Origin of the sequence: Vibrio sp. qd031 (genome assembly GCF_002100145.1) — a bacterium.
Taxonomy (GTDB): domain Bacteria; phylum Pseudomonadota; class Gammaproteobacteria; order Enterobacterales; family Vibrionaceae; genus Vibrio.
In genome coordinates this window covers 462,626-479,413 of sequence record NZ_JXQD01000024.1, presented here as the reverse complement: position 1 = coordinate 479,413, position 16,788 = coordinate 462,626, and the positions used below count along the sequence as shown (strand labels likewise).

General features: G+C 44.3%; 16 protein-coding genes and 1 tRNA gene. 15 read left to right on the top strand and 2 right to left on the bottom strand.

The window, feature by feature from the left end; all coding sequences use genetic code 11:
• Positions 1 to 23 precede the first annotated feature (23 nt).
• Positions 24 to 857 carry a formyltetrahydrofolate deformylase gene (gene purU / locus ST37_RS10975; RefSeq protein ID WP_084886185.1) on the bottom strand — a complete coding sequence of 278 codons (834 nt, stop codon included), beginning with the start codon at positions 855 to 857 and terminating at the stop codon, positions 24 to 26.
• A 170-nt stretch (positions 858 to 1,027) separates the two neighbouring features.
• On the opposite strand from purU, the gene ST37_RS10970 reads away from it, so the two are divergent.
• From ST37_RS10970 to ST37_RS10935, 8 genes are all read left to right on the top strand, one after another.
• On the top strand, positions 1,028 to 2,950 hold the full coding sequence (locus tag ST37_RS10970) for an ATP-dependent DNA helicase (protein ID WP_084886183.1): 1,923 nt from the start codon (positions 1,028 to 1,030) through the stop codon (positions 2,948 to 2,950).
• Positions 2,951 to 2,959: 9 nt separating this feature from the next.
• On the top strand, positions 2,960 to 3,661 hold the full coding sequence (gene tsaB / locus ST37_RS10965) for a tRNA (adenosine(37)-N6)-threonylcarbamoyltransferase complex dimerization subunit type 1 TsaB (protein ID WP_084886181.1): 702 nt from the start codon (positions 2,960 to 2,962) through the stop codon (positions 3,659 to 3,661).
• A 35-nt stretch (positions 3,662 to 3,696) separates the two neighbouring features.
• Positions 3,697 to 3,984, top strand: coding sequence for a hypothetical protein (locus tag ST37_RS10960; protein WP_084886180.1), 288 nt, complete (start codon positions 3,697 to 3,699; stop codon positions 3,982 to 3,984).
• Between the two features lie 45 nt (positions 3,985 to 4,029).
• Positions 4,030 to 4,578 carry a Slp family lipoprotein gene (locus tag ST37_RS10955; RefSeq protein WP_084886178.1) on the top strand — a complete coding sequence of 183 codons (549 nt, stop codon included), beginning with the start codon at positions 4,030 to 4,032 and terminating at the stop codon, positions 4,576 to 4,578.
• A 102-nt stretch (positions 4,579 to 4,680) separates the two neighbouring features.
• Positions 4,681 to 6,369, top strand: coding sequence for a long-chain-fatty-acid--CoA ligase FadD (gene fadD, locus ST37_RS10950; RefSeq protein ID WP_084886177.1), 1,689 nt, complete (start codon positions 4,681 to 4,683; stop codon positions 6,367 to 6,369).
• Between the two features lie 97 nt (positions 6,370 to 6,466).
• A complete protein-coding gene (rnd, locus tag ST37_RS10945; protein WP_084886175.1) occupies positions 6,467 to 7,591 on the top strand; it encodes a ribonuclease D in 1,125 nt (374 codons plus the stop codon).
• 180 nt (positions 7,592 to 7,771) lie between these two features.
• Positions 7,772 to 8,050 carry a YcgL domain-containing protein gene (locus tag ST37_RS10940; RefSeq protein ID WP_084886173.1) on the top strand — a complete coding sequence of 93 codons (279 nt, stop codon included), beginning with the start codon at positions 7,772 to 7,774 and terminating at the stop codon, positions 8,048 to 8,050.
• A gap of 15 nt (positions 8,051 to 8,065) precedes the next feature.
• A complete protein-coding gene (locus ST37_RS10935) occupies positions 8,066 to 9,064 on the top strand; it encodes a lytic murein transglycosylase (RefSeq protein WP_084886171.1) in 999 nt (332 codons plus the stop codon).
• 66 nt (positions 9,065 to 9,130) lie between these two features.
• Here ST37_RS10935 and folD read toward each other — a convergent pair whose 3' ends face one another.
• Entirely contained in the window at positions 9,131 to 9,985 is an 855-nt protein-coding gene (gene folD / locus ST37_RS10930) for a bifunctional methylenetetrahydrofolate dehydrogenase/methenyltetrahydrofolate cyclohydrolase FolD (RefSeq protein ID WP_084886170.1), read from the bottom strand.
• Positions 9,986 to 10,184: 199 nt separating this feature from the next.
• Here folD and ST37_RS10925 point away from each other — a divergent pair.
• The 7 genes from ST37_RS10925 (at position 10,185) to ST37_RS10895 (ending at position 16,230) form a co-directional block, all read left to right on the top strand.
• Positions 10,185 to 10,261: transfer RNA gene (locus ST37_RS10925), tRNA-Arg, on the top strand.
• A gap of 489 nt (positions 10,262 to 10,750) precedes the next feature.
• Positions 10,751 to 11,467 (top strand): HipA family kinase, encoded by a 717-nt coding sequence (locus ST37_RS10920; protein WP_084886168.1) that lies wholly within the window; start codon positions 10,751 to 10,753, stop codon positions 11,465 to 11,467.
• On the top strand, positions 11,464 to 12,309 hold the full coding sequence (locus tag ST37_RS10915; RefSeq protein WP_084886167.1) for a DUF3037 domain-containing protein: 846 nt from the start codon (positions 11,464 to 11,466) through the stop codon (positions 12,307 to 12,309). Before ST37_RS10920 ends, ST37_RS10915 begins: the two co-directional genes overlap by 4 nt.
• A 779-nt stretch (positions 12,310 to 13,088) precedes the next feature.
• The gene (locus ST37_RS10910; protein ID WP_084886166.1) at positions 13,089 to 13,406 is read left to right on the top strand and encodes a hypothetical protein; all 318 of its coding nucleotides are present in this window, start codon (positions 13,089 to 13,091) and stop codon (positions 13,404 to 13,406) included.
• Between the two features lie 328 nt (positions 13,407 to 13,734).
• Positions 13,735 to 14,673, top strand: coding sequence for an integrase domain-containing protein (locus ST37_RS10905; RefSeq protein WP_084886164.1), 939 nt, complete (start codon positions 13,735 to 13,737; stop codon positions 14,671 to 14,673).
• A gap of 62 nt (positions 14,674 to 14,735) precedes the next feature.
• Positions 14,736 to 14,945, top strand: a complete 210-nt coding sequence (locus ST37_RS10900) for a helix-turn-helix domain-containing protein (protein ID WP_084886163.1) — start codon at positions 14,736 to 14,738, stop codon at positions 14,943 to 14,945.
• Positions 14,926 to 16,230, top strand: a complete 1,305-nt coding sequence (locus ST37_RS10895) for a tyrosine-type recombinase/integrase (protein ID WP_172400988.1) — start codon at positions 14,926 to 14,928, stop codon at positions 16,228 to 16,230. The genes ST37_RS10900 and ST37_RS10895 overlap by 20 nt, the downstream gene beginning before the upstream one ends.
• Positions 16,231 to 16,788 lie beyond the last annotated feature (558 nt).

Genomic DNA, 16,788 nt, shown 5'->3' with positions numbered 1-16,788 from the left:
GGCTATAGCGTTACAGGTTTTGTTTACAAAATGACGGTCTTATTGCCGTACACAAATACGTGATCATTTAGTACTTTATTGAGCGCTTTACTCAATACGTTTTTCTCGACGTCTCGACCCGCTTGCGCCATATCTTTGGCACTAAAATTGTGATCAACAGGAATAACGTCTTGCTTAATGATCGGACCCTCATCTAGGTCGTTGGTCACATAGTGCGCGGTGGCACCAATTATTTTCACACCGCGATCGTAGGCTTGCTGATATGGTTTAGCGCCAATGAATGCGGGCAAAAAGCTGTGGTGAATGTTGACAATTTTATGGTGGTATTGCTCAACGAAACTAGGGGTCAGTACGCGCATGTATTTGGCCAGCACCAGTAGATCGGGCGCGTAAGGTGCAATGGCTTCCATGACTTTTTGTTCGTGTTCTTCACGAGAAAGATCAACATGAGAGACATGATGATACGGGATATCAAACTTCTCTGTTAGGGTCTGTAAGGAATCGTAGTTTCCGACAACCGCAGCGATGTCTACATTAAGGCTACCATCGTAGGTCTTCATTAAAATATCGCCTAAGCAGTGGGACTCTTTAGTCACAAGAATCACAATGCGTTTGCGCTCAGAACTGACCAGTCTGCGCTTTGTACCTTCAGGCAGCGCTTGATCGAGATCGGCCAAAAAGGTTTGGTCGTTAAAATATCCCTCTAGTTCCGTGCGCATAAAGAAGTGGCCGCTAGCATTATCAACAAACTCATTGTTGTGAATAATATTAAGCTGGTGTTTGTAACAGATATTGGTGATTTTAGAGATTAGCCCAGGCGCATCGCTGCAGTGGGTGAGTAAGGTTTTCTTTTCCATAAGTTGTGTGTGCTTTTCATTATCATACTACCCCTAGTAATATTCGAAATAGCTTAAGGATTCAACTGCTATCTTAGTGTGAGTTACGATTGTCCTCACTGCTGTGCTAAACCCATGGTCAAAATTGTTCAGCGTGGTAATCTGTCGCGGTAGATTGGAAGGGAGAAAATATGGCCGCGGTGACCAAAGCATTTGCAGCAAATGGTGCGTTAAGTAAAGCGATAACAGGGTTTCAAGCGAGGCAGCCTCAAATTGATATGGCTGAAGCGGTGGAAAACGCGATCGCAAGCGATGCGCAATTGGTTGTTGAGGCTGGAACAGGCACAGGTAAAACGTTCGCCTATTTGGTTCCTGCGCTGCTGAGCGGTAAAAAAATCATATTAAGCACCGGCTCGAAAAACCTTCAAGAGCAGCTCTACCACCGAGATCTCCCGTTAATCATTGGTGCGTTAAATTACTTTGGGCAAGTCACGCTGCTAAAGGGGCGTTCCAATTATTTGTGCTTAGAACGACTCAGCCAACAAATGGTCGAGAGCCATTCGCCGGACGGCGACAACCAACACTTTGCGCAACTGGTTAAAGTGAGAAGTTGGGCATCTTCCAGCAGCAGCGGAGATTTGGGGGAATGTGAAACTTTACCTGAAGACAGCCCTGCGATCCCACTGATAACCTCTACCAACGATAATTGTATGGGCAAAGATTGCCCTAGCTATCAAGATTGCTATGTTCTCAAAGCCCGTAAAAAAGCCCTAGAATCTGACTTGGTCATTGTTAATCACCACCTCTTTATGGCGGATTTAGCGATAAAAGAGACGGGTTTTGGTGAGCTTATCCCAGAGGCCGATGTGTTTATTTTTGATGAAGCCCATCAACTGCCAGACATTGCAAGCCAGTATTTTGGTCAGTCGTTATCCAGTCGACAAATAGCCGATCTGGGAAAGGACATAGAAATTGGCTATCGGTCACAAGCCAAAGACATGCGACAGCTGCAAAAAGTAGCGCAAAGGATCACTCAAGTGGCGCAAGATATGCGCATATTGTTAGGGGATAATGGTGACAAAGGCAATTGGCGTGAGGCGATATCGCGGCCTGAAGTCCAACGACAAATAGAACAAATGAATGAAGCGTTTGATTTTGCACAGCAAGTGCTTAAGTTAGCGCTTGGTCGCAGCGAGTTGTTAGATGCCGCTTGGGAGCGCCTTATGACGTTGCAATCTCGTCTCAAGCGGGTGTGCGATGTGTCTATTACTGGATATTCCTACTGGTACGAATGCTCGCCACGGCATTTTGCGCTGCATATAACACCGTTAACGGTGGCCGATAAATTTAGCGAGCAGATGCGAGAGCGGCAGGCCGCATGGGTATTTACCTCTGCGACGCTTGCGGTAGCGGATGACTTTACTCATTTTAGTCAAAGGCTCGGGCTCAAGCCGATAAAGCAGTTTAGTTTACCGAGCCCATTTGACTACCCCAATCAGGTGTCGTTTTGTGTGCCTCGTTATCTGCCAGAAGTTTCCGATCCAGGATACGCCAAGCATCTGGTTAAAACCCTAACGCCAGTTATAGAAGCCAACCAAGGGCGCTGCTTTTTCTTATGCACCTCCCACGCAATGATGCGAGAGTTAACCAAAGGCTTTCGAGAATCGCTCGACCTTCCGGTATTGATGCAAGGTGAAACCAACAAACAGGCGACACTCAATCAGTTTACTGAGCTTGGTAATGCACTGCTTGTTGCCACTGGTGCATTTTGGGAAGGGATTGATGTTAGAGGTGACAGCTTAAGCTGTGTTATCATCGACAAACTACCGTTTACGTCTCCCGATGACCCGTTGTTAAAGGCGCGCATTGAAGATTGCCGCGTAAAAGGCGGAGAACCTTTTGTCGATGTTCAATTACCCGATGCGGTCATTGCATTGAAACAGGGAGTCGGGCGGTTGATTCGGGATAAAACCGATCACGGCGCGCTGGTTATTTGTGATAACCGGTTAGTGACCAAAGATTATGCACCCATTTTTTTAGACAGTTTGCCACCGTTTACTCGGCATCGCAGTTTAGAAAGAGTGATAGACTTTTTACAAGAACCACGAGATTAATTCAGTACCATGACCGTAAAGATTTTGGCCATCGACACCTCCACCGAAAACTGCTCTGTAGCACTTTTGGATGGCGACGCACTTTATAGCCGCAGCGAGTTTGCTCCACGCGGCCACGCAGATAACGTTTTACCGATGGTTGAGGCTGTATTGGCTGAGGCCAAATTACGTTTAAGCGACTTAGATGCGTTAGCATTTGGTCGTGGACCAGGAAGTTTTACTGGCGTCAGAATTGGTATTGGAATGGCGCAAGGCCTGGCATTTGGTGCTGATCTGCCAATGATAGGCATTTCTACCTTAGAAGCAATGGCACAAGCCAGTTTTCGAGTGCACGGTGCAAGCCATGTCGTCTGCGCCATTGATGCGCGCATGAGCGAAGTGTATTGGGGACGCTTTGTTCGTCAAAGCGATGGCCATTGGGCGCCAATGGACCAAGAGTGCGTGATCCCTCCGGCAACACTTGCCGAGCAGTTGTCTTCTGACTCATCGACCTGGACGCAAGCGGGTACGGGATGGGCAGCATACCAAGAGCCTCTATCGCAATTGCCACTGTCTACCGTCGCAGGTGAGGTTCTTTACCCAGAAGCCGAAGATATTGTGATACTGGCAAAACACGCTTATTCTAAAGGAGAGGTGACGGCTGCAGAGGCGTCTGAACCCACCTACTTGCGTGACAACGTTGCGTGGAAAAAACAGCCCAAAAAGCAGTAGATGCGATTGGGTTGAATTGGAGATAGGAGAGATAGATGAATCGAATTAACGGTTTGCCATCGCAGGTTACCCCATTACCTAAATCCGATCGTTCAAAAGCGCAATCAACCAACAAAACCGATACCAACTCAACTCATTCGGTGATGCCTCTGGCGTCCAAGCCGATTCGTATGACCTCAGAAGAGCGGATAAACCAAGCTCGAGTTCAGTACGATTTGCCGGAAGGCAGCTCGCGCCAAGCGATGCAGGAGTATCTTAACGTGGCCAATCAAGCCAGACGTGAAGAGTTGGAACAGCTTGTTGGCGTCGATCTCTATATCTAACGCGACGCCTATCGAACCGTTAAATGAACCCTACCGAGGTGAAGTATGTCTCGAGCTCTTAGTGCAGCCTTACTTGGGCTGGTTGTTCTAATGTCTGGCTGCAGTTCCGTCCCTGAACAGTTGGCCATAGATGAAAGTATTGAACTAAATAACTACCAACACTTGATCGGGCAACAAGCAGCAGTGGGTGAGTGGTATCGTGTCGCAGGGGTTATCGCTAAGATAGATAACTTAGCAGAATCGACGCGAATAGAATTGGCTAACTTGCCATTGAAAGGGGACGCAAAACCCAATATAAAAGCCGAACCAGAGGGGCGAATTGTTTTGTACATTCCAACCTTTCTAGAGCCGGTGACGTACTCTCCGGGTCGACTGCTCACTGTCAACGCAATCTACCGAGGTACGGAAGAAGCCCAAGTCGGGGACTACCAATTAAATGTGCCAATATTGGATGTACAAAACGTCTATCTTTGGACGCTCACAGAACGTGTAGTCGTCGATGATTACCCAAGCAGTTTTGATTGCCTTTATCGTTATTGTCGCCCTTATTCCAGTGGGCCACGCAATGGACGAATCATTCAAGATGTAAAATAACTGTGTCAGTTAACAATTTTCAAACAACTGTTTAAACCTTAGTTTTCAATTTTTTCTCGGTATGATGTAATGACCACAAATAATCACAATAAGGAAAGTAACGTGGACAAACCTTGGCTGTCTCGCTATCCAGAGGACGTTCCTGAAACAATCGATCCAGATGCCTACCCGTCGTTGGTCGATATGTTCGAAAATTCGGTAAGAAACTACGCCGATCAGCCAGCATTCATTAACATGGGTGCCCTAATGACTTATCGCAAGCTGGAAGAGCGCAGCCGTGCTTTTGCCGCTTATTTGCAAAATGAACTCAAACTTAAGAAGGGCGATCGCGTCGCGATCATGATGCCCAACTTGCTTCAATATCCGATTGCTCTATTTGGTGTGTTGAGAGCGGGCCTAATCGCGGTCAATGTGAATCCGCTGTATACCCCACGTGAGCTACAACATCAATTGAGTGATTCAGGCGCAGAGACTATTGTTATTGTGTCTAACTTCGCTAGTACTCTAGAGCAAATCGTAGCAGATACTCCGGTTAAAAATGTGGTGCTGACCAGTTTGGGCCAGTTGCTACCTACAGCCAAAGGCACTGTCGTCGACTTTGTGGTGAAGTACGTTAAAGGTATGGTGCCTAAATATGATCTTCCTGGGGCTATTTCGTTTAAGAAAGCGCTGCAAAAAGGTCGTCGTCTGCAATATGTTAAGCCTTTCATGTCTGGTGAAGACATCGCCTTTTTACAATACACAGGCGGCACCACTGGTGTGGCTAAAGGGGCGGTGCTTACCCATAGAAACATGGTGGCAAACGTAATGCAGGCCAAAGCCCACTACGCCCCTATCCTACGTCCGGGCAAAGAGTTGGTGGTCACGGCGCTTCCGCTGTACCACGTCTTTGCGTTGACAGTAAACTGTTTGCTGTTCATCGAAATGGGCGCGCGTAACCTGATGATCACCAATCCCCGTGACATACCTGGGTTTGTGAAAGAGCTGTCCAAGTATCCCTTTACGGCAATTACTGGTGTGAACACGCTGTTTAATGGATTGCTTAACAATGAAGATTTTCACGAGCTTAATTTCAGTAACCTAAACCTAACCGTTGGTGGTGGTATGGCGGTGCAACGCTCAGTTGCAGAGCGTTGGAAAAAGGCCACTGGGGTTCAGCTAATAGAAGGCTATGGTCTCACAGAGTGTTCACCCTTGGTTGCTGCATGCCCATATGACTTAGGCGAATACAACGGCTCAATTGGTGTTCCTGTGGCCTCCACGGACGTCCGTATTATTGATGACGAAGGCAACCCAATTGCCAATACTGAAATTGGCGAGCTACAAGTACGTGGGCCTCAAGTGATGCAAGGTTACTGGAATCGCCAAGAAGCGAGTAAAGACGTCATTAATGAGCAGGGCTGGTTGTCGACCGGCGATATAGTGAAGTTTGATGACGAAGGCTTTTTGCACATTGTTGACCGCAAAAAAGACATGATTTTGGTGTCTGGATTTAACGTTTATCCAAACGAAATTGAAGATGTCGTAGCACTGCACGGAAAAGTGCTGGAAGTCGCGGCCATCGGCGTGCCAAATGACGCCAGCGGTGAATTAGTGAAGATTTGCGTTGTGAAACGCGACCCGTCGCTCACAAAAGAAGATCTAATCGATCATTGCCGTGAGCATTTGACCGGATATAAAGTGCCTAAGCTGATTGAGTTTTTCGAAGAATTGCCTAAAACGAATGTGGGTAAAATCTTACGCCGCGAGATCAGAGAAGCAGAGCTTAAAAAGCTTAAGCAAGAAGCCTAAAGTGTTCCTCAAGCTCAAATAATGGTAAGGTGCGACTTAATGTCGCACCTTTTTTTTACGACTTTTCATCACCCTACAATGCTTTTTAGAGGCTTAAGTGAACTACATTTATATCGACACCCAATCGCAACTTGACCAATACATAGAGTCGGCGCTTAGCGCGAGCGTGGTCGCAATCGACACCGAGTTTGTGAGAACACGTACCTATTATGCGCAACTTGGGTTAGTCCAGATATTTGATGGAAAGCAATTGGCACTGGTCGATACTGTTGCAATCCATGACAGTTCGTCACTTGCGACATTGTTGGCCGCTCCCAACGTATTGAAAGTACTGCACGCATGCAGTGAAGACATCGAAGTCTTTCAAAACGACTATGGGGTCATGCCTACCCCGATGATAGACACGCAACACATGGCCGCTTTTCTAGGAGAAGGGATCTCCATGGGGTTTGCCGCTGCGGCGTCTAAGTATTTAGGCGTCGAATTAGACAAATCAGAATCTAGAGCCGATTGGACAGCCCGCCCGTTGTCGCAAAAGCAGCTCAATTATGCGGCGGCAGATGTGCATTATCTACTGCCTCTGTATCATAAATTGGTTGATGCTTTATCCGAGACACCTTGGACGGAAGCGGCAAAACAAGAAGCTCTGCTGCTGGCCAAAAAACGCTCTGCGACTCGAAGTGACGACCTTGCTTACCTTGATATTAAAGGGGCTTGGCAGCTAAACCCAAGCCAGCTCATGACGTTGAAACTATTGGCTAAGTGGCGTAAGCAGACAGGATTGAAGCGTAATTTAGCGCTCAACTTTGTGTTTAAAGAGGCGGATTTACTCACTGTCGCCATGCACCAGTTAACCAGTTTTGCGGCAATGGAAAAGCAGGATATCGATCAGCGCAGTTTGCAACGTTATGCCAAGGTGATTGTTCAGCTTGTTTCGGAATCGCTGCAGATGCCAGAAGATCAATACCCTGAGAGGGTTGAGCGATTGATGGATAAGCCCGGTTACAAAGCACTGTTTAAGCAGCTAAAAGATGCCGTAAAAGAAGCAGCAAACAAAAGCCAGCTTCCTCCAGAGATGATTGCATCTAAAAAGCAAATCAATCAGTTGATAAATTGGCACTGGAAGCACAATAAAGATGTCAATAAAACACCTGATGTCATGCAATATTGGCGAAAGCCACTAATTGGCGACACGCTCGATAAAATGATGAGCAACGCTTAGCGCGAGCTCTACTGTTTGTTACATATTGATGACATATGTAACTGGTTCACTTTTAAGCACTTTTAAAACTAACTTGTGAAGCTGCGGTAAAATCGGACAAATAGTCTTGTTATTTTGCCGTAACTTGCTCATTATCGAGTTAAAGTTAATAAAAAGTGACTTTTTCTATAAAGGTTTCCCGTGATTTGTTCTATCTATAAAAGCGCCAAAAAAGAAGGCGCCTATCTGTATATTCCACACAAAGATAAATTTGACCAGGTGCCAGAAGCATTAATGCAAATGTTTGGAAAGCCTTACTTTGTGATGGTGATAAAGCTAGAGGGACGTCGTCTAGCGCAAGTGGATATTGAGAAAGTGACACAGTCACTCCAAACCGATGGATACTTCCTGCAATTACCGCCTCCTACGGTGGATTTGCTGAAGGAGCACAAAGCACGTAAGGCCGAGGGAAAGTCCTGATCACAAGGATTTGCAATGTCAGTCAAAACGATAAAGCGACTCAGTTGGCTACTGAGCGCGTTGCTGTGTTCTAGCGCGAGCTGGGCAAGTGATAATAGTGTTGAACACCCAGAATTTAACCACTATGTCAGTGAGCTAAAAAAGGAAGCGGTAGCGAAGGGATATTCGCAGGAGTTTGTTGACCAAGCTTTTAGCGATGTCACGTTTCGACCAAGAGCGGTCCAAGCGGACAAAAACCAACCCGAAAAAAAACTGACACTCGAAGAATACTTACCCAGAGCAATACCAAATTGGAAGGTCAAACAAGCGAACGAGCTGTTTCAAAAGCACTATGTTGAGCTCAATCGTATTGGCAAGCAATACGACGTACAACCGCGCTTTATTGTCGCGTTGTGGGGTGTAGAAAGTAATTTTGGTCGCTTGCAGGGCAGTTACAACGTTATTGATGCCTTGACCACCATGTCTTATGAAGGACGTCGAGAAGCCTTTTTCAAACAGCAACTGTTTGCCGCGCTCGATATTGTCGACCAAGGTCATATTAGTTTCGACAAGATGAAAGGCTCTTGGGCGGGCGCTATGGGCCAACCGCAGTTTATGCCGACCTCTTTTCTCACTTACGCTGTCGATGGAAACAACGATGGTAAGATAGATATATGGTCAACACCAGAAGATGTCTTCGCTTCAGCGGCAAATTACTTAAGTAACGAAGGGTGGGATGGCAAATATACCTGGGGACGCCAAGTGAAAGCACCTGCTGGCCTTGCTCCTGAGTTATTGGGGCGCCAAAAAGACAAGGCTAAAACCCTGACTCAGTGGTCTGAACTTGGTGTAACCAATCTGCGAGGCGGTGCATTGCCTAAACTCAACACCGAGATCGACGCTTGGTTAATTGCGCCAGATTCACTCGATGGTCGTACTTATTTGGTGTATCAAAACTATCAAACACTGATGCATTGGAACCGCTCATACTACTTTGGACTCGCGGTCTCGCATTTAGCCGATAAGATCAAATAGTTGACTGATCATTAGATCTAAAAAGGACCGAACATTCGGTCCTTTTTTTCGTTCGATTGAAGGGGGTTACTTACCAAATTGCTCGCAGGCCATCATGGTATTTTCAATCAGAGTTGCTACTGTCATTGGACCCACGCCCCCAGGTACAGGCGTTATGTAGGCGGCATTTTGCTTGGCAACTTCATAGTCAACATCACCCACCAGCTTGCCATTATCCATACGGTTGATGCCAACATCGATAACCACAGCGCCCGATTTGATCCAGTTTCCAGGAATGAAATTAGGTTTGCCAACGGCGACGACGACGATATCGGCCTGACGTACGTGGTTTTCCAAATCTTTGGTAAATCGGTGACAGGTGGTCGTTGTACAACCTGCTAACAAGAGCTCAAGAGTCATCGGTCGGCCAACTATGTTAGACGCTCCCACAATCACAGCGTGAGCGCCATGGGTAGGAATGTTGTAGCGATCCAGCAGCGTCATGATCCCCTTTGGCGTGCACGAGCGAAGTTTTGGAATGCGTTGCGCAAGGCGACCTACGTTGTAAGGATGAAATCCATCCACATCTTTTTCTGGCACAATGTGTTCAAGAACCACAGTTGCATCAATGCCTGCTGGCAATGGTAGCTGCACCAAAATGCCGTCAATCTCGTCATCGGCATTTAACGCATCGATGATTTCGAGCAACTGCTGCTGAGAGGTGGTTGCGGGTAAATCATACGACTTAGACAAGAAGCCCACTTCTTCGCAGGCGCGGCGTTTGCTGCCTACATACACCTCTGATGCAGGATCTTCTCCCACTAATACAACGGCAAGACCTGGGGCACGCAGTCCGGCTTCAGTACGTGCTTTCACACGAGCTGCGACTTCTGAGCGAACGGTCTGAGAAATTAATTTACCATCAATGTTTTGAGCAGACATGGTTTTCCTTAACTAGTGGCTTTCGAAAAAACGAGCGCATTATCACAGAATTAGCGGCACAATACCACAGCGCAAACGTTTGCATTGTTTGAATTATTAGCAATAAATTCTAGCATGGCTCTTTTTTGGTCATTCAAGCCAATTCTACAAATAAAGCCATTGATTTACCTCTTTTAACTCGTATAATCCATTTTGTCGCGCGCCCTTAGCTCAGCTGGATAGAGCACCTCCCTTCTAAGGAGGTGGTCGAAGGTTCGAATCCTTCAGGGCGTGCCATTCATTCTAAAAAGCCCCGATAGCTCAATGAGTTGTCGGGGCTTTGTCGTTTTGGTGACGCCTCGGTGACGCCGCCAGCAGCATTTTCTCGTTTGACTTAGTTCGTTGTAGGACTATTTGTGAGGTTTTATTGGTGGTCCTAGCGGATCGTTTACTTCGCTGTTTATCGGGTACGTGTGACTTTTGGTATGGTCTAAAGTACGTTTTTGGGTAACCAATGATGGAGTGGTGCTCACTTTTCTAGGTCTGCGATTAATGGGATTCTAGCAAGCTCAGTTTGCCATAAAGTTTGTAAGTGACTTTCCTGATATTAGTAATTCATGAATAATTCAAGGTATTATAGGAAGTAATATAGCTCCATTTCATTATTTGAATGGTACTGTGTCCTTTAGGGCACCCAGAAGAATTATACACCAGAGCAAGCGATTAGCTTAATTGTACGTTGTCAGTGTTTTGGTACTCCGTAATGTTGTAGTAAAGAGAGATTTCATGGCAAAAAAAGAAGACATTTGTATTGAGAAAATCTCACGAGAAATGACTCAAGGAAAAACGGCACCTTACCTTTGTACTGATGATGAAAACAATAAGCATATTGTCAAAGGGCGAAAAGCCGCATCGAACGGTTTGGTTAAAGAATGGATCTGTGCGCGACTAGGTACAGCTTTTGGGTTGCCAATCCCAGACTTCTCATTAGCATGGGCGGATAGTCCTTTGCAAAGAGTAAAGGAGTTATACGAATACAATTTTGCTTCAAGCTTTGTTGAAAATATTCAAGATGTTACAACATCGACGTTAGGTAAACTTCCAAATCAGTTACTAAAAGATCTTTACTTTTTTGACTACTGGATAAGAAACAACGATCGAACTCTCAGGCAGGGGCAAGGTAACCCAAACTTTTTTTATAACGCGGCCAAAGACAATGCTCTTGTAATTGATCACAATTTAGCGTTTGATAAGGAATTCGAACTTAGCAAACATAAAGAGTTGCATGTGTCTGCGCCATTTATAGAGTGGAACGAAATATTCGAGATTGAGCGTGTATATTACACGCAGCGAATTGAACTATCTCTAAAAGAAATGGATAGTGTGTTAGCAGAGCTTCCTGAAGAATGGCTTGAGATCTACTCTTTAGAGCAGATTCAGCAAGAAATTTTACCTATACTATACCAATATCAGAACGACAACTTTTGGGAGGACATCAAGTGAGAAAACTGTTTGAGTATGCTGTTATACGTTTTATGCCATTTGCTGAAACCCAAGAGTTTGCGAACGTTGGGATTGTTCTGTGGGTGAATGACTACCCAAATACAGTGCTTATTAAACTTGCGCCAGCACCATTCACACGTTTAAACAATTTCTTTGATGACATTGATGGAGGGCTTTATGGTAAAGCTCGTTCATTTATCGAAACGGAGTTAGAACGTATTAAGCACTATGCGAAAGGGGTAGATGGGAGTGAATTATCTGCTGTTATGCACGAGTTAACGCGCAAACGTGAGGGAGTAATGACCTTCAGTGAAACTGGTGTAATACTTGCTGAAAATGGTGATGTTGTTCTTAATCGCCTATATCAAACGTATATTGGCAGGGAACTTCCTGTATCGAAAGAGCAGCGTGAACGATTAATGGTTAGAGAGCTTAGAGAACAATTTGGGTCTCTTCCATTGAGGTATAAGGAAAGCTCTGTTGATGCTGGCTTTGGTAAAATAAAAATTCCATTGGTGACATCAATTGGCAGAGATCTTCGCGCAATTAAACCGATGTCATTTAACCAAGCTAAACCCATGGATATTGCCGACCATGGTGATAAATGGATTTCTCGTGTCGGACATATACTTGATGCGAAAGCAATTAAAGCTGACGATTTTTTATTTACGATTGAGGCACCGAAATCTAATAAGCATGAGATCCTAATGGCGTTTGACTCGGTAAAGAGTGGAATGATGCGATTAGGGGTTCAAGTCTTACCTTTCAAAAACAAAGCGAAGATCCTTGATTTTGCTGAGCCAGATCTAGCAAATGCGCCAGTTGACTTCAAACTAAGCTAGGCACGTTATATGCGATTATATGAGCCGCCTTCGGGCGGTTTTTTATACTCGTGAAATTATAATGTTTAAAAGGCATTGATTGAATGGTATCCAATCCGTAAACCGTTGGCTACGTTAGAGTGATCAAGTTTCATGTTTACACTCTTATTTCCAAAGGTGGGTCAGAGCCGACCACGGCACGCACGTTTCTGAACCAGATTGTGCTTTGAATTATGCCCTACGTCTCTTTTGTTGAAATACTCCAGTAAAAGTGGAAAAAGGTCATTTTCTCAAAGATGGACCTATAAAATCCGAAGCAGTTCACTCAGCTATATCTGAGAATTTCTCATCAGTGGGCCAAATTCACTATGTCACTCTATTGTGAATCTTAAGTATTTTATAAGTAATTGATAGGAGCATTCTTCAGCTCCCTTTATCGCATTTTCCTGTAAATAAGTGTGGCATCGTCACGTTCATCATACTTGTCTAAAGTATTATTTAAATCTAATCCCTCCTCTTTAAAATGCTCGAAGTCTCGATTGGGTGTTTTCCTGATAGCCATATTTTAAAAAGAGACGAAAAGAAAATCATGGTGTTAGCCACTGTCATGCTTAGCGTTCCTGTAGTAATAGCTGAACTAAATGGCACATTTTTATCCAAAAAATAACCCATTTTTCAATTTGGCATTTCTAACCGAGAAAGTAATAAAAAAGTTTATTCTCTAGACTAGATAACAGTTAGTTACTGAGTAACCCAAAGCCGATGGTATGGTTTATGTAGTTAGAGAGTGGAGGGATGGTATGGGCGGTGCTTATATGATGTTCAAGCGCAAATTAAAAGGCGCTCCAGCGAGTAAATACAAAGAATTACAGCGGATTAAAGCAATTGAAACATTTATCGATAAACGTTTTGGGATTGAAGTTGATCATTGGCGGGAGAAGCACTTTGTCTATGTGATCCGAGTGTGCTGCAAAGACCTTGCACCAACGACTCGTGAGGACTATCGCCGTACCTTATATAAGCTATTAGAGCTTATGGACAAAAAACAGTGGAAGGTAAAACTCAACAAAATTTATAACAATTCCTATAGAAAAAATACCCGCCTCAGTGGCTACTAATCCAAGGAGTACTCCGCTTAATTTTCTGTTGGCTTTTTATTAACGATGAAGAGCAATAAATACACGACGAGCGTGTACGAATAAGAACACGGCTATGTCAGTAATTGAGAGCAACTAGCGAGTTGCCAACCCTATCAATACGCAGGTTGCATACGGAGAACCCCGCAACCGCACTACTAATTACATAAAAACTCACTCAAGTTTGCGATGAGTTTCGTACTCAACCGTATCCGGCATTCTCAAACAGCGAGCTAAAGCTTTTACGCCCAGTAGCCATGCGCTATAGAGGTCAACACTAAACAGCATTTACAAAGTTTTGGAGAGTAAGATGAAGAAAAAATCTAGCAAAAAGAATTTCGGTTTTGGTCGATCTTTTAAGTTTGCCACCAAAGCCGTGTTGAAGCACAAATTTGGAGAAGGTCGATACCAAACGAGGCAAGCGCACCTCTGCAGATCGAAGCTATTTTTTCAATTTATCTATGAGCTTGGAATCGATGATTTTCGATTCATTGAACAAGACGATATTGAAGCATATGCCTCGTGGGTCGCCAGTATAGTTCAGTCAAAACGATACTCTCTGAGCTATGGTACAAACCTGTTATCTAGCATGAACGTGATTTTAGAGTGCTTGCGAGAAGATAGAGAATTGGAGATCAGCCCTTCGAAGTATCTTGGCAAGCGGTCCCATCGTCGAACAAAGCCTTTGATTTATCTGCCTATGGAACAAGTTGAAGCAAGATATATCGAGCTTCGTAAACAGGAACAAGAAACAGCTTTTACATTTGCTGCTTCGCGATTACTAGGCTTGCGCTTGAGGGAAACGGTTTTGTTGCGACCAAAAGAAGCACTAAAACAACATCGAAGCGAAGGCAAAATAAATGTCACTCGAGGAACAAAAGGAGGACGTAAAACGTCTCGGTGGGTTGCGACTTCACCGTTTGTAGAGCAAGTACTTGAAGATGCACTTGGAAATTCAAAATCTAAAGGGAGTAGAAACATGATCCCTTCAGATCAGTCGATGATCAAAGTATATCGGCATATTGAATACAAACTGCGAGCATATCTAAAGTCCGAAGGGTTTGGAACAATACATGATCTACGTGCAATGTTTGCATGTGATCGAATGAATACGTTGATTGGCTACCAGGTGCCAATACGAGGAGGAGGGAAAATTCGAGATAAAGCCGAATATTACGAGCATGCAAAGACAGTTGCCAAGGAACTTGGTCATAACCGGGAATACGTAATTAACTCGTATTGCGGCTAAAAGCTAGTCGGGAGAAAAGCATGATGTATTGTGAAAATGAATATAACTTGAGGGAATGACTCATGAATCAGATCAAATCGCCACTATTATCCAGAGATGAAGCTGCTAGTTATTTAGGACTTTCATCAGCGACGCTTGCTGTGTGGGCGTCGACAAAACGTTACGACTTGGCTTACATCAAGGTTGGACGCAAAGTTTACTATACACAACAAGATTTGGATGAATTCATTGAGCGCAGCAAGGTGGTGCCAAATGAATGTCGCATTCAATAAGAAAAATCTGGAGTCTTTAGCAGAATCCGATATTCGTGTTCAATATCGCGATAGGGGCGCGAAAGATTCGGTTAAGGGGCTTTTGCTAGAGGTTTTGCCAAGTGGAGCTAAGATCTTTCGGTTTCGACGCAAAATTCGCGGTAAGAATCACAATATCAAAATAGGTCTGTTTCCTGACCTATCGATAGAGAAAGCCAGGAAAATTGCTCGTAGTTTGAGTGTTGATTTAAGTGAGGGAAAAGACCCTAATGCGGAAAAACGTCAGCACCGAAATTCGTTGACTTTAGATGATGTGTTTCGCATCTATACATCCGAATTTGAACAAGACATTCTGAGAGGTAGGCGACGTGAGTCAAGCTATAAAGGTTACGAAGCTGTATACCGCCTGCATATTAAGCCTAAACTTGGTTCTAAGAGGGTTCCTTACCTGACCAAGCGAGTGTTTAAGGATTTTTTAAGCGATACCCTCAAATCAAAGGGCTATAGTTTGCATAATCATAGCCTGACGTTACTAAAATCAATGTATTCACGAGCTGAGTTGGATCTAAGCCCGTTCAGAGATCTAACCAAAGTCGATGAATCCCAATTTTGTCGTGAAAGAACTTTAACGTTGGTGGAGCTAGAGCAGTTTTTAAGGTCGCTTTCTCAGGAAAATCAAATCTACCAAGACTGTGTGTTAGTGCTCTGCTTTACTGCGCAGAGAAAGCTAGCTGTGTTGGGTATGAAATGGAAAGACATAGACCTCAGCAGTTGTACGTGGCGTATAGGTGCCGACGATGCAAAGAACAAAAAGACAACGTTGGTCCCCTTAGTCCCTGAAGTAATGAAAATCTTAGAGCGCCGATCGCGAGACGCAAAGGTGGGCGAGGAGTTTGTATTTCCATCTACAAGTAGTGCCTCTGGGCATATTACGAGTAAATCTGCAAAGGGCGGATTTTGGCACCGGATAACATCAAGAATTGGGATGTACTGTCCTGGACAACCCGATAAGCACCTTACCATTCATGATCTGCGTCGAACCATTGCCACACTGCAAATTAATACCGGTGGCTCGATGCATGTTGTAAGTAAGTTACTCGGCCATAGTAATCTTTCCATTACAGCGCAAGCCTACGCGCATGTTGATGTTAGTTCTGTGCGGTCAGAATTGGAACGCACTGTTAATTTAATTACTTCACAAAGTAGTAAGTCAATAACGATGAGCAATCTAGACGTTGCTAAAAGAGCTGTTCAAAATCTTAGTGCAGAAGAAAAGGCGTTGTTAATAGCTTCACTTATCAAGTAAGAGGTGCATCTCAAGTAATCTTTAATTGAAGGCAGAAAATATTAGCACCGTTTTATTGCTAATAAGGCAAGTGTTGGAAAGAATTACTCACTTCAATAGTGGTTGACTTGCTCGAAACGCAGATTCAAAAAAACTCGAAGGTGAAATGATGCTCGGGCAGGTTTTCGACCCGGCTTTTTAAACTCGTGTCAGTAGGCTATCTCGACGTTGCCCCATAGTATGTTTTAATGCCTCGAGTCATCAACTTTAACTGTGATTTTGTTAGTTAGTTGATTTAGTTACAGAGCACAAGTAGGTACTACTATCCTGGGGAGTCTGAGCTGGCTCTTTTCCAACTATTTAGAGTCCCTATATTCGATAAGCTTCATTTTCACTCGACTTTCATGTGAACCCCCACTTTAAAATAGTCTCGATACTAAGAAAATTAACTTAAAAGTAGTAATTTAGATTGCACTAATATAAACGGGTTAGTTTCTCTGTAGTCCCTTAGTTTGCATGGCTGGTCAGAGAAATTGACCTTGACTCAATATAGATGTAACTGAATGCATATGTCTAATG